A 24,934-nucleotide genomic window follows, 5' to 3' on the forward strand; every position below is an offset into this window, starting at 1 on the left:
GTCACGGATCCGGCATCCGCTGCGGCGCAGGAGGCTCCACCACGAGCGGCGGCACCGTGCGCAGCACCAGCCCGATCACCAACGCCGCCACGCCGAGCAACAGGCAGAACGCCGTCACCCCCGGCCATCCGGCATGCGTCCAGGCGAAGCCGCCGGCCGATCCCAGTACGCTCGACCCCATATAATAGAAGAAAAGATAGAACGCCGCCGCCTGCCCGCGCGAACCCTGCGCGCGCCTGCCGACCCAGGCGCTTGCGATCGAATGCGCGCCGAAGAAGCCGACCGTCACGACCGCGATCCCCGCGATCACCAGCACGAGCGGCGTCATCGCGGTCAGTGCGACGCCGGCGATCAGCAGGACGACGGGGATCCAGAAAACCTTCCGCCGCCCGAGTCGTCCGGCGAGCGTCCCGAACTTCGCCGAACTCACCGATCCCAGCACGTACAGCAGGAACACGCCGCCGACCGCCGCCTGGCTGAGGCTGTAAGGCGGGCTCATCAGCCGGAAGCCCGCATAGTTATAGATCGTGACGAACACGCCCATCAGCAGGAACGCCTCGAGATACAGCAAAGGCATCGCGCGATCGGTGAACAGCGACCCGGCACTGCGCAATAACGCGCCCGGTCGTCCCACGCTCGGCGTGAAATTGCGCGAGAGCGGCGCGAGCCGGCGAAACGCCTCCGCCATCGCGAGGCCTGCGACGCCGACCGCGGCGAGCGCCCAGCGCCAGCCTTCGAGATCGGCGACGATGCTGACGACCAGCCGCCCGGCCATCCCGCCGAGCGCGCTGCCCGCGATATACAGCCCCATCGCCGCACCGACCGAGCCCGCATCAACCTCCTCTGCGACATAGGCCATCGCCACCGCCGGCACGCCTGCGAGCGCAACACCAGTCAGGAAGCGCAACACGAGCAACCCGCTCCACCCCGGCACAACCGCCGCCGCCAGCGTCAGCGCCCCCGCCGCGAACATCGCCGCGATCATCAGCGGACGCCGGCCGACGCGGTCGGACACGAACCCGGCAAACAGGATGCCGATCGCCAAGGGCCCGGTCGCCAATGACACCGCGAGCGACGCGCCCTCGGCGGTCAGCCTGAACTGCGCGGCGAAAAGCGGCAGCAATGGCTGCACCGAATACAGCAGCGAGAAGGTCGAGAACCCCGCGAACAACATCGCCAGCGTCAGCCGACGGTAGGCGGGCGTGCCCAGCGCAATCGGCGCTTCAGAAGCCACGCAGGAAACTCGCGACGTTGTGGCCGAGCGCGTCGACTGCGTATCCGCCTTCCATGACGATGACGGTCGGCCACCCGCGGGCCGCGATGTCAGCGGCTAACACCGCATAGTCGGGCGTGGTCAGCTTGAAATGCGAGATCGGATCGCCCTCCCACGTGTCCGCGCCGAAGCTGACGACGAGCAGGCCGGGATCGAACGCGGCGATCGCGTCGAGCGCTGTGGTCTGCGCGGCCCGGAACGCGTCGATTTGCGTGCCGTGCGGGAGGGGCACGTTCAGCGTCGTACCAAGTCCGTTGGCTTCGCCGGTTTCCTCTGCGTGGCCCCAGTAAAAGGGATAGTCGGTCTTCGGATCGGCATGGACCGAGGCGTAGAACACGTCGCCTCTCGTGTAGAAGATATCCTGCGTGCCGTTGCCGTGGTGATAGTCGATATCGAGGATCGCGACGCGGTCGACACCGGCGTCGCGTGCGGCCTGCGCGGCGATCGCGGCGGTGTTGAGGTGGCAGTATCCACCGCAATAGTCTGCGCCCGCGTGATGGCCGGGCGGGCGGCAGAGTGCGAACGCGGTGCGGTCGCCGTCGAGGACCGCGTGCGTCGCGGCGAGCGCGGACTGCGCGCTGCCATAGGAAGCGGCCCAGGTCTGCGACGTGATCGGCGTGGTCGCGTCGAAGCTGTACGCGCCGATCAGCGCATCGATCCGGGTTAAGTCGAGCGGCCGGCGCCCGCGGATCGGGAAGGTGTAGGGGATCGCGTCGCCCTCGCGCCCGGCTTCCCGCCAAAGTCGGGCTGCGTCCTTGAGAAAGGCGATATAGGGCGCGGGATGGACGGCCAGGATTGGCGCCCCGCCGCGATCTTCCGGCGCCTCGACCGGACCGATCGCGCGCAGGATCGCATCGACGCGCGCGGGAGTCTCCGCATAGGCCGTGAATGCACCGTTATGCAGTTCCCACGCTGGTGCATGGGTCCGCTGGGCCTCGTCGAAAAACAGCCGCATTGTCGCTCCTTGCTGCGCGGTCACGAGGGAAGAACCAACCGATCGCCTTGCGGGTCCTACCGGGTCGCGCGCGTTCGGCAAATTCGAGCGCCTAGAACAGCGCCAGTTGCCGATCGTCGTCGCCGCTCAGCAGCCAGCGGCCGATCACGTCGTTGCGCGTCAGGCCGACATGGCTGTGGACCAGCACGATTGCATCCGCGATCCAGCCGATCGGCGCGATCGCTTGCGTGAACGGCAGGCCGTCGCGATAGCCGAGCGTCATGTGCGGGCTGAACCGATAGCCTTTGCGCTGGGACAGCCCCGCCGACTCGCGTGCCACCGCGATCCGCTGATGCAGTGCCGCGAGCGAGGCGTTCTTGTGGCGTGGACGCAGCGCGATGGATCGATCGCTGCCGACCGCGGTGTCGAACTGGAGCGCGAACGGCGCTGCTTCGACCGCATCGCCGATCGCCTTCAGGTCGCGTTCCAGCGTGGTCGAGACGCGGTCATGGTCGTCGATGATGTCGATCGTGACGTGGAGGTGCTCGGGGCGCAGCTTCTGCTCGGGGCCATCGAACCACGCCGCTGCCTCGGTGATCTGGCGCGCTAGCGGGAGCGGCGGGCGGAGTGCGAAGAACAGGCGATGACGCGCGAGGGGGCGGTGAAACATGCCGGTTTCCGAATCGGGGGAGGTGGACTTGTTGCTAATATGTTCCACCGCTTTCGTCTAGCAAGCGCGCGCGATCGGAGCACTCAAATACCAGCCCGGCGATGGCCGGGGCCCAATTGGAAAGGTCAGAGTAACGAAGCGTGGCAGCCTGTTAACAGCGTATCCCAATTGGGCCCCGGCCTTCGCCGGGGTGGTGCTTCTTGGCCGGATTTGCTTACCGCGCCAACGCTTCAGCAATCAGTTTCCGCGAGTTCGCCACGCCGTACAGCGCGATGAAGCTCCCCATACGCGGTCCCTGCTCGGACCCGAGCAGCGTCTCGTACAGCGCCTTGAACCAGTCGCGCAGGTTTTCGAACCCGCCGGTCTTGCCGATCTCGTAGACGATGTTCTGGATATCCTCCGCGCTCGCCTCCGCGGGCAGCGCGGCGAGTTCCGCATCCAGCCGCTCCAGCGCCGTGACCTCGATGCCCTCGGGCGCGCGGCGCTTCAGCGTCGGCGCGACGAAATCGCGGCTATAGGCGAGCGCATAGCCGATCAGCCGGTCGAGCTCGGGATACTTGGCCGCGGACGCGTCGGGCACGTAGTTCGCCAGATAGCCCCAGACCTGCTCCTTGCTCGCATCGCCCATCACGCCGACGAGGTTGAGGAGCAGCCCGAACGTCACCGGCAGCTCGCCGGTCGGCAGTTTGCCTTCGTGGATGTGATGGACCGGATTGCCGAGCTTCTGCTTCAGGTCCTGGCCCGCATAATTGCCGCGGAACTGCCAATATTCGTCCACCGCGCGCGGGATCACGCCCATGTGCAGCGACTTCGCCTTCTTCGGCTCGCGATACGCGTAGAACGCGAGCGATTCCTCGGGGCCGTAGGTCAGCCACTGTTCGAGGCTCAGCCCGTTGCCCTTCGACTTCGAGATCTTCTCGCCATTCTCGTCGAGGAACATCTCGTAGTTGAAGCCTTCGGGCGGGCGTCCGCCGAGCACGCGCGCGATCTTCGACGACTGCGTGACCGAATCGATCAGGTCCTTGCCCGCCATCTCGTAGTCGACGCCGAGCGCGACCCAGCGCATCGCCCAGTCGACCTTCCACTGCAGCTTGGCCTTGCCGCCGAGCACGCTCTGCTCGATCCGCTGGCCCTCATCCTCGAACGCGATCAGGCCCGTCTCCGCATCGATCACCTCGATCGGCACTTGCAGCACGATGCCGCTGGTCGGCGAGATCGGCAGCACCGGCGAATAGGTCGCGCGACGCTCGGCCCGCAGCGTCGGGAGCATCACGTCCTGGATGCCCTGGAAGTGGCCAAGCACACCCTTCAGCGCCTCGTCGAAACGCCCGCCGGTGTAATATTCGGTCGACGACGCGAACTCGTAGTCGAAGCCATAGCGATCGAGAAATTCGCGCAGGATCGCGTTGTTGTGTGCGGCAAAGCTGGAATGCGTGCCGAACGGATCGGGTATCTGCGTCAGCGGCTTGCCGAGATGCTCGCGCAGCATGTCGCCGTTGGGGACGTTGTCCGGGACTTTCCGGAGACCGTCCATATCGTCCGAGAACGCGATCAGCCGAGTCGGCGTATCGCTTAGGGCGTGGAAGGCGTTGCGCACCATTGTCGTGCGCAACACCTCGTTGAACGTGCCGATATGCGGCAGGCCCGACGGTCCGTAGCCCGTCTCGAACAGCACCGGATCGCCCGACTTGCCGTTCGGATACCGCTTAAGGAGCTTACGCGCCTCCTCGTACGGCCAGGCTTTGGACTCGAGGGCGGCGGTGCGGATGTCATCGGTCATAGCGTTCGGCGATTAGCGCCTGCGCCCGTGTCCGTCACCCCACCGCCGCATGCGTCTTAGCGGCAACGATCCTTCGCGGTGATCGTCCGGTCGACCGCACGGCCACCGAGCGCACCCGCTGCGCCGCCGGCGAGCGTGCCGAGCAAGCCGCCGCCGACCGCATTGCCAAGCACCGCACCGCCGACGCCGCCTGCGACAAGACCGGTCGTGCCGCTCGAATGGCGGCAACGCTTTGCGCGGTAACGACGGTCATGGCCGCGATACTCACGCTTCGAGCGTGCTTCGGCCTTGCCCGTAGGAATCACGGCGGCGGCCGGGATTGCGAGCGAGAGCGCGCTCAGCGCCATGAGAAACTTCCGCATGATGATCGTCCCTGTTGATGTAGGTAAAGGCCAGTATCGATAAGTGCGCAACGCATGTGAACCGTACCGGTTGCGTAACGGCGAATTTGGATAAGTTCGCGTATCGATGCCCCCCGTCATCCCAGCGAAAGCTGGGATATCCCCGTGGGGATCGCAGCACCTGCCCCATGAATATCCCAGCTTTCGCTGGGATGACGGGCGGGGGCGGGGCATCCCCGATCGGGGTCCTGCGCACCGCTGACCATATCCCCTTCCACAAAAGGTTGCCCTTTCGTTCTCGTTGCAGCAAGGTCGCCAGGATGCCGCTCCCCTATCCCGCCCTCCACGCCAGCCACGCCGGCATCTGGATCGCGAACGCCGAGGGTGCGCGTCCGATCGGGCGAGGCGAGGCGATCCGGATCGCCGCCGACACGCCGGTCATCATGCTCAACGCGCCGCTGGTCGGGCAGCGACTCGGGTATCCCGATCTGTCGGGGCTCGATCTGCTCGAACTCTACGCGTTCCTTCGCCCGGCGCAGTTCGCGGTGCCGACGCCGAAGGGGATCGCGCGGGTTACTGGGCTCGATGTGCCGAGCGAGGATGCGGCGGTCGCGCCGTTCCTGCTGCGCGCTGCCGAAGCGATGCTGGCGCTCACCGATGGCGACTGGCCCGAGCGGGAAGGGGCGTGGACTGCGGCGCAATCGCTGTTCCGGTTGCGCTGGCCGTGGGCGCCGGTCGTCGCCGAGCGGCTGAAGAAGCCGGCGGTCAACGAACGCTGGCTGTTCTCGTCGCTCCCCGAATGGGAGGAGCACGCGCCGCGACCTGCTCCCCGCACCGTGACGATCGAGCCCGGCGATGCCGAAGCGCGCCTCGTCGACCTTACCGGCCACGGCGCCGAGGAACGCCCCGGCCAGCGCGCCTACGCCGGCGCCGCCACCGCCGCCTTCGCCCCGCGGGCGATGCGCGACACGCCCAACCTCGTCCTCGCCGAAGCCGGCACCGGGATCGGCAAGACCTTGGGTTACCTAGCCCCCGCCTCGCTCTGGGCGGAGAAGGCGGGCGGCGCGGTGTGGATTTCGACCTACACCAAGACGCTGCAACGCCAGCTCGGCCAGGAAACCGCGCGGCTTTATCCCGACGCTGCGATCCGCAAGGCCAAGGTCGTTACGCGAAAAGGCCGCGAGAATTATCTCTGCCTGCTGAACCTGGAGGACGCGCTGCAAGGCGGGTTCGCAGGCCGCGCGGCGATCCTCGCGCATCTCGTCGCACGCTGGGCCGCGTATAGCGCGGACGGCGATATGGTCGGCGGCGACCTGCCCGGCTGGCTGCCGACGCTGTTTCGCCGCAATGGTTCAACTGCACTGACCGACCGGCGCGGCGAGTGCGTCTATGCCGGCTGCCCGCACTACCGGAAATGCTTCATCGAGCGCGCCGCCCGTGCCTCGTCCGACGCCGACATCGTGATCGCCAACCACGCGCTGGTGATGGTCAACGCCGCCAGAGGACGCGAACTCGCCACCCGACCGACGCGATACGTGTTCGACGAAGGCCATCATATCTTCGACGCCGCCGATTCGATGTTCGCGACCGCGCTGACCGGTGCGGAGACGATCGAACTGCGCCGCTGGATCCTCGGCCCCGAATCGAGCGGTCGCGGCCGCCGGCGAGGGCTTGCCGCGCGCCTGTCCGATCTCGCCAGCTATGACGAACAGGGCGCGCGGGCGATCAGCGATGCGGTCACCGCGGCGGGCGCGCTCGCGTCCGACGGCTGGCTGCAAAGGCTCGGCGAAGGTGCGCCGTTCGGGCCGATCGAGACGCTTCTCGCCGCCGTCCGCGGGCTCACCTACGCGCGGGCCGAACAGCCGGGCGACGCGGGCTATGGGCTGGAGACCGAACTCGCCGAACCCGATGCGACGCTGATCGAGGCCGCCGCGCCCGCTGCCGCCGCGCTCGACGCGCTCGTCCGCCCACTTGTCACGCTCGGTCGCCGGCTTGAAGCCGTGCTCGCCGAAGCCCCCGATTGGATGGACGCGCCCGCCCGCGCACGAGTCGAGGGCGCGATCGCCTCGATCGGTTGGCGCGCGGAGACGGTGGCGTCGTGGCTGTCGCTGCTCGCGCGCGTTGGCGGACCTGTCGATGGCGATTTCGTCGACTGGCTCGCGGTCGACCGGATCGAGGGGCGCGAGTTCGATATCGGGCTGCATCGCCACTGGCTCGACCCGACTCGGCCGTTCGCCGAGATCGTGTTGAAACCGGCGCATGGTGCACTGGTTACCTCTGCAACGCTGACCGGCGGCGGCGATTGGGAGGTGGCCGAAGCCCGCACCGGTGCGCCGCATCTCCTGCGCCCCGCCGCACGGTTCGAGGCGAAGAGCCCCTTCGATTACACGCGTCAGGCCGAAGTCCTGATTGTCACCGACGTGAAGCGCGGCGACATCGGCGCGCTGGCCAACGCCTATGCGCAACTGATCGTCGCCAGCCGCGGCGGGACGCTCGGGCTGTTCACCGCTATCCGACGGTTGCGCGGCGTGCATGGCCGCATCGCCGATCGACTCGCGCGCGAAGGCCTGCCGCTCCACGCGCAGCACGTCGATCCGATCGACACCGGCACGCTGGTCGACATTTTCCGTGACGATCCGGGCGCGTCGCTGCTCGGCACCGATGCGCTCCGAGACGGCGTCGATGTGCCCGGCGAGTCGCTGAGGCTTGTCGTGATGGAGGGCGTGCCCTGGGCAAAGCCTTCCGTGCTTCATGCCGCGCGCAGGCTCGCGGGCGGCGGTTCGGCCTATGACGACCGCCTCGTTCGGGCTCGTTTAGCTCAGGCGTTCGGCCGGTTGATCCGGCGCGCAGATGATTCCGGCGTGTTCGTGATGCTGTCCGCCGCGATGCCCTCGCGGCTGCTCAGCGCGTTCCCGCCGGGCGTGCCGATCGCCCGCGTAACGCTCGAAGAAGCGGTGGCCCGAGTCGCGAGCCGGCTTTCCTCCCGGGCCCCGGTAGGGCATGAAAGCCGCGAACCCGCTTGAGGATTGCCATGAAGACGTTGACGCTGTTGCGCCACGCCAAGTCCGGCTGGGACGATCCGGTTGCGCGTGACTTTGATCGCCCGCTCAACGCCAAGGGCAAGCGCGCCGCGGCGATGGTCGGGCGGCATATGCGATCACTAGGATTAGCGTTCGATCATGCGATCGCCTCGCCCGCCGTGCGCGTGTCGGAGACGCTGGAGCAGATCGAATCGGGCTATGGCCGGATGATCGCGCCGACGCTGGACCGTCGCGTGTATCTCGCGTCGGCAGCGACGTTGCTCGACGTGGTGCACGGCTTTCCGGCCGACGCCGAGAGCGCGCTGCTGGTCGGGCATAATCCGGGGTTGGAAGATCTCGTCCTGATGCTGGTGGCGGACGGGGCTGACCCGCTGCGCGATGCGGTCGAGGACAAATATCCGACCGCCAGCATCGCCGAGCTCCAGTTTGAAGGGGATTGGGCGGATATCACGTCGGCCACCGCCCGCCTGACCCGATTCATCCGCCCCCGCGATCTCGATCCGACCTTAGGCCCCGACGCGGACTGACCACGCGGGGGCTAAACCGGCGGCCTATTTGCCCTGTGCCCGCCAGCGCTGGATCGTCCTGCCGATGATCTGGTCTTCACCACCGACGTCGCGCCAGAGTTCGGAAAAGAGTGGGTCGCCCGACGCCGGACGTTTCGACTCCTCGAGCCCGTCGAAGCTCACGCGGATCGGGATCGTCACGCCTTCGCCACAGATGATGCATTCGCGATTGCGCAACGCCGGAATCGAATCGAGGAAGCCCCGTGCACCCTCGGGCATCGCCGCGCGGACGAACGCCTGATCGCGGTCGTTGTTGAGGCGCATCGCGATGATCGTGCCGCACTGCGACAGCACGCCTTCCGCCAGATCCGACGGACGCTGCGTGATGAGGCCGAGCGACACGCCGTACTTACGGCCTTCCTTCGCGATCCGGCCGAGGATGCGACCGACCGCACTGCTCGTCTCCTGGCCGGCGGGGATGTAGCGATGCGCCTCTTCGCAGACGAGCAGGATCGGGCGCTGCGGTTCGTTGCGCGACCAAATCGCAAAGTCGAACGTCATCCGCGCAAGGACCGCGACCACCACGGACGTAATGTCCGACGGCACACCCGAGACGTCGATGATCGAGATCGGCTTGCCGTCGCCGGGCAGACGGAAGATCCGGCTTAGGAAGCTCGCCATCGTGTCCGCGACGAGCATCCCCGAGAACATGAAGCCATAGCGCGGGTCCGCCTTGATCTCGTCGATCTTGGTTTTCAGGCGTAGATACGGCGCGGTGTCGCCGGCGCGGTCCATCTTGCCCATTTCGGCGCTGATGATCGTCGTCAGGTCGCTGAGCAGATAGGGAATGGGCGCATCGACCGTCAGCTTGGCGATCTCCTGACCGAGACGGCTCTTGGCTTTGGCGGCGAGCAGGCATTTGGCGAGGATGTCCGCATCGAACTGCCGCGCGGATCCGCTGCTGGTGAGGAAAACCTCGCAATGCTCCTCGAAGTTCATCAGCCAATAGGGCATCTGCAAATTCGAGACGTCGTACAACGCACCGTTCGATTTGAACGCAGCCGCATATTCGCCATGCGGATCGATCATCACGATATGGCCCTGCGGCGCGAGTTCGCAGATTCGGTGGAGGATCAAGGCGGCACTGGTCGACTTGCCGGTACCGGTCGATCCGACAAGCGCGAAATGCTTGCCGAGCATCGCGTCGACATAGAGCGCGGCGGGGATGTCGCTGGTCGGATACACCGTGCCGACGGTGATGTTGGCGCGATCCTCGGCGGCATAGACCTGTTGCAGGTCCGACGTGGTGATCGGGTACACCTCGGCGCCGGGCATCGGATACCGCGTCACACCGCGGCGGAACCGATAGAGCTTGCCGGTCAGGCGTTCCTCGTCGCCCTCACCGAGAAAGTCGATGTCGGCGGCGATGCAGGTGCCGGCATTGTCTTCGAGCTTGAGCGACCGGATGTTGGCGACCAGCCACGTCGTGCCAACGCGCATCTTCACCTGACCGCCGACCTGACCTGCGGCCGCGACAACGGGGTCGCGATCGTCGCACAGCGCACCGATCGACGCGCGGTCGAGCAACACACGGCTGCTCGATCCAGCGATCGCGAAGACGACGCCGATCGGGGCAGGCGGTACCATGCCGACGGAACCACTGGTCGGCGATGGCGCGCGCAGGAAGGCATCGGGTCCCGGCATTTCACTCATTCTGGCAAGATCCCCAGTCATTTACCCAATGTCTTGCACGCAAGACCGTAAACATCCGGTGAGGATGGTGAAGGAACGCTAAACCCTTCGCGCGATCCAGCCCGCCGCCCAACCAAGAAAGACCGAGAGGGCAACCGCGACCAGACCATAGACGATCGACGAGCGATCCGCGGCGCGAGCGACGAAGCGTTCGAAGCCGGATTTGCGGATGTCGATGTCGCGCACGGCGGCTGCCAGCACGCGTCCGTCGCGGATCAGGAACGTCTCCGCGGTGAAGCGGCCGACCGGTACGCGCGCCGGGATCGAGACGCGCGCCCGGTATAGCACGCCGTCGGTGATCTCGACCGCCCGTGGCGCCTCGTAATAGAGGCCGGCACGTCGTTTCAGGTCGACGAGGCCCTTCTGGAAGCGGTCCTGCGTGTCGGCGGGGGCGCTGGAGGCGGGCGACAATTGCAGGCTGTCGAGCCCAAGTTCGTAGATCGCGCGCGTCCGATCGTCGACGAGGCGGTCGATCGGCTTGGATGAGGCGATCGCGTAGAAGCTCGGTGCGGACCGGTAGCGCAGCCTTGACGCGTTGACCCAGATTCCGGCGACCTTCTCCTTCTCGCGCATCAGGATCGACTGGGTCGGCCCCTTCACGACGACGACGACGTCGGTCGGTTGCTCGCCGGTTGGCAGGCGGCCACCGGGATAGAGAATCGCCCCGAACAGGAGGAGTTCTGCGCCGGTGAAGCTGTAGGCGATCTCGATATTGCGCTGCGATACGTCCGGGACGAGCACGGGCTTCGCCTGCGCCATCAGCAGCGGCGCGAACGCCAGAATTGGCCACTTTCTCAAGACAGCGTGACCGAGAAGATCTCCTCGGGCCGCCAGACCAGCCCGAGCAGGATGCGCGCGCCGACCAGCAGCACCATCACCGCAAGCGCGAGGCGGAGATATTCGGGGCGGAACTTGCTCGCAAACCGCGCGCCGATCTGTGCGCCGACCACCGAGCCGAGCAGCAACAGCCCGGCAAGGACGATGTCGACCGCTTTGGTGGTCGTCGCATGGACCATCGTCGCGACCGCGGTCACGAACAGCGTCTGAAACAAGGAGGTGCCGACCACGACGGAGGTCGCCATGCCGAGCAGGTAGATCATCGCGGGGACCAGGATAAAGCCGCCGCCGATGCCGAGCAGGATGGTCAGGATGCCGGTGAAGAAGCCGAGCAACAGCGGCGCGAGCGGCGAGATGTAGAGCCCCGAGGCGTAGAACCGCGTGCGGAGCGGAAGCGCGGCGACGAGCGGGTGATGGCGGCGTTTGCGCGCCTTCGGCGGACGCCCGGTGCGCGCCCGCCCGATCGTGCCGATCGACTCCTTCGCCATCAGGCCGCCGATCGAGCCGAGCATGAGAACGTAGACGATCGCGATCACCGTATCGATCTGCCCACTTTGCTGGAGCAGCCGGAACAGCCACGCGCCGAAGAACGAGCCGAGGATGCCGCCTGCGACCAGCACCCCGCCCATCTTGGTATCGACGCCCTTGCGGCGGAAATGCGCGAATACGCCGGACACGCTCGCGCCGGTCACCTGGCTTGCGGACGAGGCGGCGGCGACGGTCGGTGGGATGCCGTAGACGATCAGCAGCGGCGTCGTCAGGAACCCGCCACCCACCCCGAACATGCCCGACAACAGCCCGACGCCCCCGCCGAGCAGGATGATGACCAGCGCGTTGACCGACAGGTTGGCGACGGGGAGATACAGATCCACGTTAGCAGCGTTACACCGGATTGCGCGCGCGGGGCTAGGCTGGACTGAGCACCGATCCCGGTGTTTGGACACGGGATCAGAAGTCGCTGCCGATCGACAGCGCCGGTCCCGAGCCGGGACGCGCGCCGCCCGCGATCCGCTCGCGCCAGTCGAGCGTCAGGCGTAGCGATTTATGCGCGATCGGCAGCGTGGCGACGACCGATGGTCCGATGTCGAAACGTTCGGCAGCCCGTTGCGCGCTCGCCCATGTGCCGATGCCGATATCGAGACGGGCCGTCGCGACGGTGCCGAGCGGATGGGTCAGCCGAGCCGAGGCATCGACGAACGTCTGGAGCCCGTCGCGGGCGATCGCACCGGCCTGCCCGTATGTTTCAAGACGGACACCGGGGACGATATCGGCAGGACCATAGCCGCCGAGCACGCCGATCGTCGGTCCGTTGCGGCCACCATCGAGAACGAAACGGTGCTCGACGATCAGGCGGATCGGCATCCTCGTCAGTTGCCACTCGATTCCAACCGCGGCTTCGCGTCCGCGGCCCTCGAGCGGGGCGGCGACCCGAGCCGACAGTGCGAACCGGCGGGCAGCGTCGATCGCGTAGGTTATCCGCAGCCCCGCCTGCGAAGCGCCGAGCTGGCCGCCGGAGACGGTACCGGCCGGGCCCCCGCGTACCAGCAGCCATGCACTACCGTTCAGCCGACTCGCGCCGCGAACCACGAACGGCGCTAACAGGAAAGGCGGTGCGTCGGTTCGGCCGGGAGGTTGCTGCCCGAAAGACTGGGCGGCGATGTGGTCCAGCGACCAGGTTTCCGGCAAGCCGGATACCCTAGGGGGCAGCGCGACATCCGTACGCGGTTTCGCCCGGAAAACGATGGCGGGCGGGGCGGGCGTCACGACGGTATCGCTCAACGGCGGGATGACGAATGCGATCTGGCGCGGACCGGGGAATACGGCGGCGGCGGGAAATACCGTCGCGGCGGCGGGCGGTACCAGTATCTTCGTTAAGGTTGGGCGGATGGGCAAGGGTTGACGGGGCTCGATCTCAGACAACAGTACCGCAATCCTGACCAACACCCAGCCACCCAGCGTCAGCGCGAGGAATCGCAACGGCCGCCCGCCGGTCATCCCGGTGCTGGAACGCTCGGTCCGAACCCGTGGCATGCGCTGATCGACGCTGCGGGGGCGTCGGGAAATTCATGACGGGTCTTGTCCCATACCGGCGCTGCGCCCCGCAGCATGGCGATGTAGCGCGCCACCGCGCAGGGCGCGACGAGCAACGAGACGCAGTTGCCGACGATGAAGCGGGGAAGCGCCCAAAAGGCTTCGCCAACGCCGTAGCTGCGACCCGTAAACACCATCCGTGATCCCAGCCGCCACGCCAGCAGGACGGCGTTGGCGATGAACAGCCAGAGCGCGATCGGATGGGACCGGTCGAGCGCTGGCATTGCCTGACCCGCAAAGTGATGCGCCGCCATCGACAATGCCCAGGCGAGCATTCCGACATAGGCGACCGCGAGAATGACGACGGCGAGCGGTGCCCGCCGATCACGCATCCGCATCCAGTGGTCGGCAAAGGCACGCGGTCTCGCCCAGCCGGTCCGATCCCAGCCGGCTAGCGCGATGCCGTTCATCCACCGTGTCTTCTGGCGGACCGACTCGCGGATCGTACCGGGGAAATAGGCGCGCACGGCGACGACCGCACCGACATCGTCCGCTGCTACCCGCGCGAAGATACAGCGCGCGCCAAGCTCCGCCAGCCGCAAGCCGAGTTCATAATCTTCGGTTAGACTGGTCGCGTCGAACGGATTGCCGCCGCGCGCGAACGCGATCCTGGCAAGCATGTCGGGTGCGATCGCGCAGCCGGTGCCGGCAAGCGGCATTCCCGCCCCCAAAGCCGTCCTGACGACGATCTGCTTGGCGTGCGACTCGGCAAACTCGTCGGCATAGTGTCCCGACACCAGCCGAGCCCCGTGATGGACGAGCGGGAGGACTGGCAATTGCACCACATCGTACCGATCGATCAGGCAATCGAAGACACGCAGTTCCTGCGGATGCACGACATCCTCGGCGTCGTGCAGCACGATCGCCTTGGTATGCCGGTGCTCACGGGCATCGTCGCGGCCGAGCGCATGCCACACCGTATTGAGGCAATCCGCCTTGGTCGTGGGACCGTCGCGCGGCCCGATCACGATCCTGACGCGGCCATCATGCTCGGCGATCGCGGCAACGGCATCGATCGTGCCCCGATCATTCGGATAGACACCGACATAGATCCGGTAATCGTCATGGCGATAGCGATCCAGCGCGGTCGACAACATGCCGCCGATTACCGACACCTCGTCCCATGCCGCTACGAACACTGCGATCGCGCCGATGCATCGTGGCGGCGGCAGAGTCGCGAGCGTCAGCCGGGGACGTGCGCAATGCCGGATCCGACGGACGATGAAAACGAGGTCGACCAGCAGGTCGTCAATGCCGCCAAGAAAAAGCCCGACTCCGGCAAACAGCAAACTTTCCCGCGCCAAGCCGTCGATGATCCAGAACGACTCGAGCATGGCGTACCCCCGACGACGAGGTACAGCAGCATATGTCCGTTTCGGATTCAGTCCGATCCGAAACGGATGTTTGGCGGTCTCCGCGACGCAAGTGATGGCGCTGAGTCACTAAAAATATGCAGGTTTGGGCGGGGCCTGCGAACCATCGTCATCGCGAGGCGTTACGTCCGCGATCCCACCCCCCTTTCGGGATCGGCGCCGATCCACTCCCGGCCCGGCCGTACCGATGCGTAGCAGGCGGTACGGCCAAACCGGTGGGACTCAGCCTTGATTACGGACGATCGCGCCCACCGCCGCCGGTGTTGCCGCCATTGCCACCGCCGCCGCCGGCACCCGCGGCGCCGACCGTACCGATGTTTCCGAACAGATCCTGGAAGAAGCCGCGTTCGCGACCCAGCGTCGGCGTGGTCTTGCCGTACGGCTTGACCGAGGCAACCTGATCGAGCCCGCCGCGACGGATCGCGGTGACGGTCCCCTTCTGGTCGAAGCTGATCTGCAGCGTGATCTGCGCGTTGGGCCGCGGATTGCGGAACGCCAGGTTGCGGCTGTCGCGTGCGAGATAATACCAATCTCCCTGGTCGAACTGACCCGCGAGCGTCGGCTTGCCGAGCGTCTGGAGCACCGACTGACGGTTATCCACGCCGGGCTGGACCGAGTTGACCAGGTCGGTATCGACGACATACCCCTGATGCGAGCGCAACTGGGTGCAGCCCGCGCTGGCAAGCGTAACGACCGCAAGCGCGGCGGCGAGACCCGTACGGGCGGAAAACACGCTCATATAAACTCCCAACCGGGGCACGCGAAAACACGTGACGGTTGCGATGCGATTGCATCGGCCGCCGATCGCCTCGATATGCGAGGATGCGCGGGCAAACAAGTCGGTGCGCGGTCGATGGGCGAAGGACGACGGATTGAGCTGGTTGGGAAGACTGCTCGGCGAGAAGCCGGACGAAGCGCTGCCGCTGTATACCGCGGTCGTGACGCGGGCGCGTGCCGAGCATTGGTATCGGGACGGTGCGGTGCCGGACACCGTCGACGGCCGGTTCGACATGATCGCGACTCTGCTTGCGGTCGTCATGCTACGGCTCGAGGCGGAACCCGCCGGTGGCGAGCCCGCGGCGCGCCTTGCCGAACGCTTTGTCGACGACATGGACGGCCAATTGCGTGAAATCGGGATCGGCGACATCATCGTCGGCAAGCATATCGGCAAGATGATGAGCATGCTCGGCGGCCGACTCGGCGCATACCGTGATGGACTGGCGGCTGGAGATATTACGCCAGCGCTGCTGCGAAACCTGTATCGAGGGGCGGTGCCGGCCGATGCCGCGCTGGCGCATGTGCGGACGTCGCTGATGGCGTTTCATGCCGCGCTAGCAACTACGCCAATGATGAAACTGCTCGCAGGAGAGCTACCGTGACGCCTGGTATGAACAAGGCTGAATTCAGCCGCCCCGAACGCCTCGACACGATCGGCGAGCGTGAGCGGATCGTCGAGATCGTCGCCAACGAGGACGAACGTGCCGCGCTGGCGAAGCGCTTCGCGATGGTATCGATCGCGCGACTCGAGGCACGGTTCGGGATCAAGCGGACCGACAGCGGCATCGTCGTGAAGGGGCGCGTCACCGGGGCTGCGGTGCAGGCGTGCTCGGTTACCGATGAGCCGCTCGATACCAGGATCGACGAACCGGTCGCGCTGCTGTTCGTGGAACAGCTGGTGGCGGAAGGCGACGAGGTCGAACTGTCCGACGATGCGCTCGACACAGTGGCGATCGAGGGGGGCGCGATCGATCTGGGCGAAGCGGCGGCCGATACGCTGGCGCTGGCGATCGATCCGTTCCCGCGCGGGCCCAATGCGGCGGCGGCGCTGGCGGCGGCGGGGGTGATCAGCGAGGATGAGTTTCGCCCCGCCAACGCGTTCGCGGATCTCAAGGCGAAGATGGCGGGCAAAGCTTAGGCGCGATTTGCGGATACTCCCCCGCCAGGGGGAGATGGCTGGCGCGTGGCAGACGGAGGGGGTGGCAAGCACGACCCCGTGTTTCGTATCCGCCCCTCCGCCACTGTCGGCGGCATCTCCTCTGGCGTGGTAGGATTGATGGGTTGCCGTCAGGTCCCCGTCCGCACCGCTAGCAGCGCCGCCACCTTCGCCCGGAACGCGCGCAGGCTCGCGCCCGACAGTTGCGCGACGCTGGCGAACGACACGCTGCGCGGATTGATCGCGGCGCCGTTTTTCCACACCTCCCAATGGAGATGCGGGCCGGTCGACATGCCCGTCGATCCGACATAGCCGATGACTTGTCCCTGCCGCACGCGCGTGCCCGACGACACTGCGATCCGGCTCATATGACCGTAGCCGCTCGCCATGCCGCCGCCATGCATCAGCTTTACGAAGTTACCATAGCCGCCGGTCCGTCCCGCGAACGCGACGATGCCGTCGGTCATGGCATGGATCGGCGCACCATAGGGCGCGCCGATGTCGAGGCCCTTGTGCATGCGGGTGAAGCCCAGCAGCGGATGCATCCGCAAGCCGAAGTTCGAGGTAATGCGCCCCGATACGGGCAAGCCGGACACGGCGCGCCGCTCGGTCTGGCCGTTCGCGTCGAACCAGCCATCGGTCCGCGGCGGGGCGCCGGCATCGCCGTCGCCACCACCATCGGCATCCGCGCCGCCCGGCCCGAAGCGGACGAGTTGCACCTTGTGTCGCCCCTGATCGATCCCGGCAAACAGCAGGTCGCCGATCCGCGTCTCCCCGGTCGCTGCGCGCTGGCGCTGGATTATCAGGTCGAAACTGTCCGCCGGGTCGACGTCGCGACCGATCGACACGCGCGTAGCAATAGCCTTGATGTACGATTCGACCGCCTTGGCCGGCACCCCGGCGGCGCGCATCGATCGGTACAGGCTCGATCCAACGAGCCCCTGGATCCGCAGTGGCGTCGCGTCGATCGCAATCGGCTTGCGGTGCATCGCCAACCCGGTCGCGGTGCGCGCCAGAGCCAGCCCCAGATCGAACCGGGCGCGGAAGTCGAGCGCTTCGAGCGGTCGGGTAACGGTGCGATCAGGGCGTCGACCAAGCGTCAGCGCGATGCGTGTTCCCGCGGCGATGTCGTCGAGGGGTACCGCCTGCGCGACCAGGGCGGCGGCGGCATCGGCATCGGGACGACCGACCCCCGCGCGCATCAGGACGCGATCGAGCCGGTCGCCCTGGCCGAGTGTCGCGGAGAGCTCGACCGTCGGCCGTTCGGGGACCTCGGCAAGCGGTGCGACAAGGTCGTTGGCGGCCATTCGCCGGCCGGTCGCTGCCCCCTGACCGATCGCGGTAATGCCCTGTGCGCGGGCCTCGTCCCATTCCGCGCCGGCAAGCGGTGGCGGCACCGCACCGACCAGCGGTTTGATCCCCGGCGACAACGCCCAGCTTGCTGCGCACAATGCCGTGCACGTCGCCAACCCGCGCCACCAGTCGAGGCTGCCGATCCGCGCGCCCAGGTCCGGAACCCAGTCGATCCGTGTTGCCGCACCGCGCAAGATGTCGACGGGCGACTCGCGCGGCGTCAGTGTTGCCGATGACGGCATGCGCAAGACAGGGCCCCGCGTCACCGCGACGCCGGCCAGTTCATACCGCTGATCGTCCCGTAGAAACACGCGCGCTGCCTTGATGGTTGAAGGGGTAGTCGAGGAGGTCGTCGAACCGGGGCGCCGACAAGGAATCGCCGACCAGGATCGCCGCACAGTGCACGGATGACAGTCCTCTGCCGTAAAATATGCTAAAGTCGACTTAAACGGCGCTATTCCGGTGGCACGTCGCGATGAAGCGGTGGCGCGTCGCGTCGAACACGCAGGTGATCCGCCCGGCGCCGAGTGGCGTCCGGCGACCCCGCTTTAGTCGAGCAACAGGAACGCAGTGATCGTCAGGCGTCCTTGCAGCGGATCCTCGCTCAGCACGGTGTCCGGTACGATCACGCCACTGTGCAGCGATGCGCTGCGATAGATCACGGCCCGGTTATAGCGGGCCTCGACCTGCGCGATCTGCTCGAACAAGGGGGTCGAGCCGGCGATATAGGATGGCTCGGGCAGGCCATCGCGCGCCAGCTCGGCGTAGAGGCGCGCGTAATAGTCCGGTGCGTGTACGGCATCGACCGTTTCGGTACCCGTCGCACGGTGTCGATAGAATGCGGTTCCGTCGCGCCGTTCGGGGCTGAGATAGTGCACCAGCGCGATGCGACCGGGATCGACCGCATCGACATGCGGCAGCCGCTGCGCCAGCGTGAGTCGATCGGCCGGTATGGTCACCATCGCATAGCTCGCGTCGATCGTCGCGAACCCGGCATTGTGATAGAATACTCCTGACAACACCGCCGTCAGCGCGGGTCGAATCGCCGCAAGATAGCCCGCCGGCAGCGGCGCGCGTAGCCCTGGATAATGGTTGCGACCCTGCTCGAACGCATGCGTGGCGGCATGGGTACGCAGCGCATCGGGGTCGGGATGAAAACCATCGACGATCGCGAGCGGCTGATCCTGCATGCCGATCTGACGCGCCGAAATCTTGGGGCGGATCATCTGTCGCGCCTGTGTGGTACGATCGCGACAGTCGAAACAGGGTAGTGCGACACGATAGTGGTGGCTGTTCCCACCGCGAGGCCGCTACGCCGGGTGAGGACGCGCTTCAGGCGCGGTGTTCTGCTCGATGGCGCTTGGCTCATGCCGCTGGATAGCGGAGCGGTTGCTGCGGAGCTACCCGATCGGCCCGTTACCGATTGATTTCGCGATCCTTGTTGCCGTCGGGATCGGCGTGCGTATGTTGCCTGTAACAGACGAACCGGGGTGGCGCTTGCACATGATGTCGAAATTTACCGTTCTGGCCGGCGTATCGCTCGCGGCCTTCCTGGTTCCCGCCGCACAGGCGCAGCAGCAGCAGACGCCCGCAGCGCGCCCTGCTCCGGTCGCCGATTTGGTCAAGTCGGTCGATATTCCGTACCAGCAGTTCACGCTGAAGAACGGCCTGCGCGTTGTCGTCCATACCGATCGCAAGGCGCCCGTCGTGGCGGTCAGCGTCTGGTATAACGTCGGGTCGAAGTTCGAGCCGAAGGGCAAGACCGGCTTCGCGCATTTGTTCGAGCATCTGATGTTCAACGGCTCCGAGAACGCACCCGGCGATTTCTTCGAGCCGTTGAAACAGGTCGGCGCCACCGACTTCAACGGCACGACCTATTTTGACCGCACCAATTATTTCGAGACGGTGCCGACCGCGGCGCTCGACCGTGCGCTGTTCCTCGAATCCGACCGGATGGGCTATCTTACCGGCGCGATCACGCAGGGCGTGCTCGACGAGCAGCGCGGCGTCGTCCAGAACGAAAAGCGCCAGGGCGACAACCAGCCCTATGGCCTGACACAGTACAAGATCACCGAAGGGCTGTTCTCGGCGGATCACCCTTACGGCCACACCACGATCGGCTCGATGGCGGATCTCGACGCGGCCTCGCTGCAGACCGTGAAGGACTGGTTCAAGGATCATTACGGCCCGAACAACGCGGTGCTGGTGCTCGCCGGCGACGTCGATGCGGCAACCGCCAAAACGCTCGCGGAGAAGTATTTCGGCGGCATCCCCAAGGGCCCCGAGAGCATCGTCCCGCCCGCGCCGATCCCGACCCTGCCCGCGCCGGTCAGCGAGACGATCAAGGACCGCGTCGCCGCGGTGATGATCAGCCGCAACTGGGTGGTGCCCGGCCTGAACGACAAGGACGGCACCGCGCTGGACGTCGCGGCGGGCGTACTCGGTGGGCTTGCCAGCAGCCGGTTCGATACCGCGCTGGTCAAGAAGGAGAAGCTGGTCACGCGGATTTCCGCCGAGAACAGCAGCTTCAGCCAGCTCGGCATGTTCGAGATCCAGGCGATCGTCCGCGAGGGCGTCGACCCCGCGCTGGTAACCAAGCGGATCGACGAGATCCTCGCCGACTTCTTCAAGAACGGCCCGACCGCCGACGAGGTCAGCCGCGTCGCGACAACGACGGCGGCGCGCAAGATGGAGGGGCTTGAATCGGTCGGCGGGTTCGGCGGCAAGGCGGTGACTCTTGCCGAAGGCGCGCTGTATTCGAACGATCCCGGCTTCTACAAGAAACAGCTGCTCCAGCTCGCGGCCGAGACGCCCGCTAGCGTGCGCGCGGCGGCGGCGAAGTGGCTGTCGCGTCCCGCCTATTCGCTGACCGTCGTGCCCGGCGCGCGCGATGCCTATGCCAATGCGGTCGTGCCGCCCAAGGCCGATGTGGTGCCCGCGCCCGAAGCGCCGCCAAAGGGCACGCGTGGCGCCTTGCCGGCGGTCGGTACGGTGGCGGGGCTGAGCTTCCCGAAGGTCGAGCGCACCCGTCTGAGCAACGGTATCGAGCTGGTCTACGCGCAGCGCGACGCGGTGCCGGTGACGCAGGCGGTGCTGAGCTTTGATGCCGGCGTCGCGGCCGACGTGCCCACCAAGCTTGGCACGCAGAAGCTGACGCTGTCGATGATGGACGAGGGCACCGCGACGCGCGATTCGCTCGCGCTGGCGGAAGCCAAGGAGCGTCTGGGGGCGGATATCGGTTCGGGCGCATCGAACGACCGGACCTTCCTGTCGCTCCAGGTGCCGAGTGCGAACCTCGCACCCGCGGTCGACCTGTTCGCGGACATCGCGCAGAATCCGGCGTTCGCCGATGCCGAGGTCGCGCGCGTCAAGAACCAGCAATTGGCGCAGATCGCGCAGGAACTGACCAGCCCGCAGGGGCTGGCGACGCGCGTGCTGCCGAAGCTGCTCGGGCCGACATCGCCCTATGCCAAGGCGCAGGGCAGTGGCGATCCGAAGGCGGTGGCGGCGCTGACGCGTGCCGATCTGGTCGCGTTCCAGCAGGCGTGGCTGCGGCCGGACAAGGCGAAGATCTTCGTCGTCAGCGATCGTCCGCTCGGCGAGGTGAAGGCGGCGCTCGATGCGCGGTTCGGGACGTGGCGGCCGACAGGTGCGGCGGGCGTGAAGCAGTTCCCGGCGAGCGTGACGCCGTCCGCGCCGAAGATTGTGTTGATCGACCGGCCCGACAGCCCGCAGTCGCTGATCGTCGCCGGCGTGCCGACCGGGCTCAAGGGCACGCAGGACCTGCTGCCGATCGCGACCGCAAACGATGCGCTCGGCGGCAGCTTCCTTGGTCGCGTCAACATGGACCTGCGCGAGACCAGGCATTGGTCGTACGGCGTGTCGGGGCGCTTCCAGCAGAACGAGCAGGCCGCGCCCTATGTCCTGTCGGCGCCGGTGCAGGCGGACCAGACCGGCCCCTCGATCGCGGCACTGCGCGGCGACATCGGCGCGTTCCTCGGCAAGGAGCCGATGACGCAGGTCGAGTTCGACCGTGCGATCAACGGCGCGATCCGTTCGCTGTCGGGCAATTTCGAGACGTCCGACGCGGTGCTCAGCGCAATGCAGCAGAACGACCTGCTGAAGCGGCCCGACGATTACTACGCGACGATCACGCAGCGATACCAGGGACTTAACCTGCCGCAACTCAACACTGCGATCCAGCAGGCGCTCGATCCGAAGAAGACGATCTGGGTCGTGGTCGGCGATGCGAAGACGGTGCGACCGCAGCTTGACAGCATCGGTTTGCCGGTCGAGGTCATCCCCGCGGCGTCGGTTGCCGGCGCCAAATAATTGCAGAGCCCGGGCGTTCCGGGCGGTGCTTCAGGAGAGAGAATAATGGCAAACGTCGATGGCAGCTGGGATTGCGTGGTCAAATCGCCGTTGGGCGACCAGAAGATGACGCTGACCGTCAACAGCGCCGGCAGCACCTTCACCGGTGCGGTGTCGGGCGCGATGGGCGGCATGGATGTCACCGGCGAGGTCGATGGCGACACGATTACCTGGAAGCAGAGCATGACCGTGCCGATGCCAATGACGCTCGACTGCAAGGCGACCGTTGAGGATGGCGTCCTCAAGGGCAGCGTCGCAGCCGGCGCGTTCGGCAGCTTCCCGCTGACCGGCACGCGGACCGCGTAACGGAGTAGTCGAAAGAGCGTGGCACCAGACCCTCCCGAGGCCCCGTCATCCCAGCGAAAGCTAGGATCTCACCGAGCGGCCACCGGCACCCGCCAAGCGGGAGACCCCAGCGTCCGCTGGGGTGACGGTCTTGGGCGAGTATCGTTATCCACCGCGACATCGTCCTCCCAGCGAAAGCTAGGATCTCACCGAGCGGCCACTGGCACCCGCCAAGCGGAAGACCCCAGCGTTCGCTGGAGTAACGATATTTGGCGGAGGGTGATCACGCGATCGATTCGCTAGCTACCATGGGAGGGGCTCGTATTTCCGCACGGAAAGGCGAGCCTTTTCTTTTTCGGTCCGGGAGGGAAGGAAGAAGAACATGAAATCAATGACCCGTCTGCTCACAGCCTGCGCGCTTGCTACGCTTGCCGTCGCTACAACCACCCCCGCGACCGCACAGAATTACGACGAGCGCCCCGCCAAGATGGCACCGCGCGACGTCGGCTACGATTACGTTCGCAAAGTCGTCGAGATCCCGACGCGCGACGGGGTGAAGCTGCACACCGTCATCATCGTGCCCAAGGGCGCGAAGGACGCGGGCATCCTGATGACGCGCACACCCTATGATGCCGACGGCCAAACCAAGGTCGACAGCGGCACCTATGCGGGAATTCTGCAGAACGGCGACGGCGCGGCCGACGTGATCGCCGCGGCGGGCTATATCCGCGTGATCCAGGACGTCCGCGGGATGCACGGATCACAGGGCATCTACATGATGAACCCGGCGCGCGCCGGCACGCCGCAGAACCCGACCAAGACCGACGATTCGACCGACACCTACGACACGATCGACTGGCTGGTGAAGCACGTCCCCGAATCGAACGGGCGCGTCGGTATCAGCGGGATAAGCTATGACGGCTTCCTGCCGCTGATGGCGCTGATCAACCCGCATCCGGCGCTGAAGGTCTCGGTGCCGATGAACCCGATGGTCGACGGCTGGCGCGGCGACGACTGGTTCCACAACGGCGCCTTCCGCGAGGGCATGATGCCGTACGTGCTCGGCCAGGAGGCGACCAAGGACGCCGGCACGCCGTGGATCACCGACACCGCCGACGACTACGACTATTACCTCAAGGGCGGCTCGGCGGGTGCGATCGGTAAGGCGCAGGGGCTCGAACAGCTCGGCTTCTGGCGCAAGATCACGCAGCATCCCGCCTATGACTCGTTCTGGTCGACGCAGGCGATGGACACCGTGCTCGCGGGCCAGCCGCTGAAGGTGCCGACGCTGATCGTCGGCGGCCTGTGGGATCAGGAGGACATCTACGGTGCACCCGCGGTCTATCGCGCGCTGGAGCCCAAGGACACCGCCAACGACATGGTCTATCTGTCGATGGGGCCTTGGTATCACGGCCAGGAGGTGCGCGACGGCAGCGCGCTGGGTGCGATCAAATGGGACGCCGACACCGCCAAATGGTGGCGCTGGCACGTCCTCGCGCCATTCCTTGCTCACTATCTGAAGAGCGACCAGCCGGCGATGGACGTCGCGCCCGTGACGATGTTCCAGTCGGGCGGCAACGAGTGGCAGAAGCTCCAGAGCTGGCCGACCGCTTCCACGGCGGGCACGCCGCTCTACCTCAAGCCGGGCGGCGCGCTCGGCTTCCAGGCGGCTGGCGGCGCGGCAACGACCGCGGACTATATCTCCGATCCGGCCACGCCGGTCAGCTACCGCGTGCGCCCGACGCTGCCGACCTATGCGAGCGGATCGACCTGGAAACAGTGGCTGGTCGACGACCAGCGCGCCGTCTCCGGCCGTCCCGACGTGCTGACCTTCACCACCGACGCGCTGACTACATCGACGACGATCGCCGGTGTTCCGGAAGTGAACCTGACCGCGGCGACCAGCGGCACCGACAGCGACTGGGTGGTGAAGCTGATCGACGTGTATCCGGACGTCTATCCCGGCGAAAAGGCGATGGCGGGGTATCAATTGTCGGTCGCGATGGACATCTTCCGCGGACGGTATCGCGAGGATCTGGCCGTCGCCAAGCCGATCGTGGCGAACGTACCGCTCAAGTACAAGTTCGCGTTGCCGACCACCAACCATGTGTTCCTGCCGGGGCACAAGATCATGGTGCAGGTGCAGTCGAGCTGGTTCCCACTCTACGATCGTAACCCGCAGACCTTCGTCCCGAACATCTTCTTCGCGCAACCCAAGGATTACGTGAAGGCAACGCAGAAGATCACCGTCGCAGGTCCCGACGAAAGCTATATCAGCTTGCCACTGGTACGCTGAAAGTCCTGCATCACCCCGGACGCGATCCGGGGTGATGTAAGGAAATGACTAACTTGCATATATTGGCGTTTGCTCGCGTAACTGGTTCTTAGGAGGCG

The 24,934-nt window shown here is 66.5% G+C and carries 20 protein-coding genes; 7 read left to right on the forward strand and 13 right to left on the reverse strand.

Annotated elements, in window-relative coordinates; all coding sequences use genetic code 11:
* Position 1: 1 nt before the first annotated feature.
* The 5 genes from C8J40_RS13105 to C8J40_RS13125 all read right to left on the reverse strand — a co-directional run bounded on the left by C8J40_RS13105 (position 2) and on the right by C8J40_RS13125 (position 5,019).
* Positions 2-1,234 (reverse strand): MFS transporter, encoded by a 1,233-nt coding sequence (locus tag C8J40_RS13105; RefSeq protein WP_243693374.1) that lies wholly within the window; start codon positions 1,232-1,234, stop codon positions 2-4.
* On the reverse strand, positions 1,224-2,228 hold the full coding sequence (locus C8J40_RS13110; protein ID WP_132897391.1) for a histone deacetylase family protein: 1,005 nt from the start codon (positions 2,226-2,228) through the stop codon (positions 1,224-1,226). Before C8J40_RS13110 ends, C8J40_RS13105 begins: the two co-directional genes overlap by 11 nt.
* A 91-nt stretch (positions 2,229-2,319) precedes the next feature.
* Complete coding sequence (locus tag C8J40_RS13115) at positions 2,320-2,877, reverse strand: 2'-5' RNA ligase family protein (RefSeq protein ID WP_132897392.1); 558 nt, start codon at positions 2,875-2,877, stop codon at positions 2,320-2,322.
* A gap of 214 nt (positions 2,878-3,091) precedes the next feature.
* A complete protein-coding gene (locus tag C8J40_RS13120) occupies positions 3,092-4,657 on the reverse strand; it encodes a lysine--tRNA ligase (RefSeq protein ID WP_132897393.1) in 1,566 nt (521 codons plus the stop codon).
* 56 nt (positions 4,658-4,713) lie between these two features.
* Positions 4,714-5,019 carry a hypothetical protein gene (locus C8J40_RS13125; RefSeq protein WP_056053958.1) on the reverse strand — a complete coding sequence of 102 codons (306 nt, stop codon included), beginning with the start codon at positions 5,017-5,019 and terminating at the stop codon, positions 4,714-4,716.
* A 299-nt stretch (positions 5,020-5,318) separates the two neighbouring features.
* Here C8J40_RS13125 and C8J40_RS13130 point away from each other — a divergent pair, with 299 nt between their 5' ends.
* Both C8J40_RS13130 and C8J40_RS13135 read left to right on the forward strand, forming a co-directional pair.
* Positions 5,319-8,021 (forward strand): ATP-dependent DNA helicase, encoded by a 2,703-nt coding sequence (locus C8J40_RS13130; protein WP_132897394.1) that lies wholly within the window; start codon positions 5,319-5,321, stop codon positions 8,019-8,021.
* An 8-nt stretch (positions 8,022-8,029) separates the two neighbouring features.
* The gene (locus C8J40_RS13135) at positions 8,030-8,566 is read left to right on the forward strand and encodes a histidine phosphatase family protein (RefSeq protein WP_132897395.1); all 537 of its coding nucleotides are present in this window, start codon (positions 8,030-8,032) and stop codon (positions 8,564-8,566) included.
* Positions 8,567-8,590: 24 nt separating this feature from the next.
* Here C8J40_RS13135 and C8J40_RS13140 read toward each other — a convergent pair whose 3' ends face one another.
* The 6 genes from C8J40_RS13140 to bamE form a co-directional block, all read right to left on the reverse strand.
* A complete protein-coding gene (locus C8J40_RS13140) occupies positions 8,591-10,192 on the reverse strand; it encodes a DUF87 domain-containing protein (RefSeq protein ID WP_243643212.1) in 1,602 nt (533 codons plus the stop codon).
* Between the two features lie 144 nt (positions 10,193-10,336).
* Complete coding sequence (locus C8J40_RS13145) at positions 10,337-11,056, reverse strand: TIGR02186 family protein (RefSeq protein ID WP_207901230.1); 720 nt, start codon at positions 11,054-11,056, stop codon at positions 10,337-10,339.
* A 35-nt stretch (positions 11,057-11,091) separates the two neighbouring features.
* The gene (locus tag C8J40_RS13150; protein ID WP_132735058.1) at positions 11,092-12,006 is read right to left on the reverse strand and encodes a sulfite exporter TauE/SafE family protein; all 915 of its coding nucleotides are present in this window, start codon (positions 12,004-12,006) and stop codon (positions 11,092-11,094) included.
* Positions 12,007-12,082: 76 nt separating this feature from the next.
* Positions 12,083-13,165: a hypothetical protein gene (locus tag C8J40_RS13155; protein WP_243693375.1), complete on the reverse strand. Its 1,083-nt coding sequence runs from the start codon at positions 13,163-13,165 to the stop codon at positions 12,083-12,085.
* Positions 13,126-14,559, reverse strand: coding sequence for a glycosyl transferase family protein (locus C8J40_RS13160; protein ID WP_132897397.1), 1,434 nt, complete (start codon positions 14,557-14,559; stop codon positions 13,126-13,128). The genes C8J40_RS13155 and C8J40_RS13160 overlap by 40 nt, the downstream gene beginning before the upstream one ends.
* A gap of 271 nt (positions 14,560-14,830) precedes the next feature.
* Positions 14,831-15,337, reverse strand: a complete 507-nt coding sequence (gene bamE, locus C8J40_RS13165) for an outer membrane protein assembly factor BamE (protein WP_132735062.1) — start codon at positions 15,335-15,337, stop codon at positions 14,831-14,833.
* Positions 15,338-15,470: 133 nt separating this feature from the next.
* Between bamE and C8J40_RS13170 the strand changes: the two genes are divergently transcribed.
* Positions 15,471-15,977 carry a ubiquinol-cytochrome C chaperone family protein gene (locus C8J40_RS13170; RefSeq protein ID WP_243693376.1) on the forward strand — a complete coding sequence of 169 codons (507 nt, stop codon included), beginning with the start codon at positions 15,471-15,473 and terminating at the stop codon, positions 15,975-15,977.
* Positions 15,978-15,985: 8 nt separating this feature from the next.
* Entirely contained in the window at positions 15,986-16,513 is a 528-nt protein-coding gene (locus C8J40_RS13175) for a DUF177 domain-containing protein (protein ID WP_132735376.1), read from the forward strand.
* 149 nt (positions 16,514-16,662) lie between these two features.
* Here C8J40_RS13175 and C8J40_RS13180 read toward each other — a convergent pair whose 3' ends face one another.
* Both C8J40_RS13180 and C8J40_RS13185 read right to left on the reverse strand, forming a co-directional pair.
* A complete protein-coding gene (locus tag C8J40_RS13180) occupies positions 16,663-18,195 on the reverse strand; it encodes a M23 family metallopeptidase (RefSeq protein WP_132897398.1) in 1,533 nt (510 codons plus the stop codon).
* Between the two features lie 237 nt (positions 18,196-18,432).
* The gene (locus C8J40_RS13185; RefSeq protein WP_132897399.1) at positions 18,433-19,110 is read right to left on the reverse strand and encodes a DUF6445 family protein; all 678 of its coding nucleotides are present in this window, start codon (positions 19,108-19,110) and stop codon (positions 18,433-18,435) included.
* 280 nt (positions 19,111-19,390) lie between these two features.
* On the opposite strand from C8J40_RS13185, the gene C8J40_RS13190 reads away from it, so the two are divergent.
* The 3 genes from C8J40_RS13190 to C8J40_RS13200 all read left to right on the forward strand — a co-directional run bounded on the left by C8J40_RS13190 (position 19,391) and on the right by C8J40_RS13200 (position 24,836).
* The gene (locus tag C8J40_RS13190) at positions 19,391-22,216 is read left to right on the forward strand and encodes a pitrilysin family protein (protein ID WP_207901231.1); all 2,826 of its coding nucleotides are present in this window, start codon (positions 19,391-19,393) and stop codon (positions 22,214-22,216) included.
* A 45-nt stretch (positions 22,217-22,261) separates the two neighbouring features.
* Positions 22,262-22,561 (forward strand): hypothetical protein, encoded by a 300-nt coding sequence (locus C8J40_RS13195; protein WP_132897401.1) that lies wholly within the window; start codon positions 22,262-22,264, stop codon positions 22,559-22,561.
* A 361-nt stretch (positions 22,562-22,922) separates the two neighbouring features.
* A complete protein-coding gene (locus C8J40_RS13200) occupies positions 22,923-24,836 on the forward strand; it encodes a CocE/NonD family hydrolase (protein ID WP_347812468.1) in 1,914 nt (637 codons plus the stop codon).
* Positions 24,837-24,934 lie beyond the last annotated feature (98 nt).

It is taken from the genome of Sphingomonas sp. PP-CC-3A-396 (assembly GCF_004343105.1).
Lineage (GTDB): Bacteria > Pseudomonadota > Alphaproteobacteria > Sphingomonadales > Sphingomonadaceae > Sphingomonas.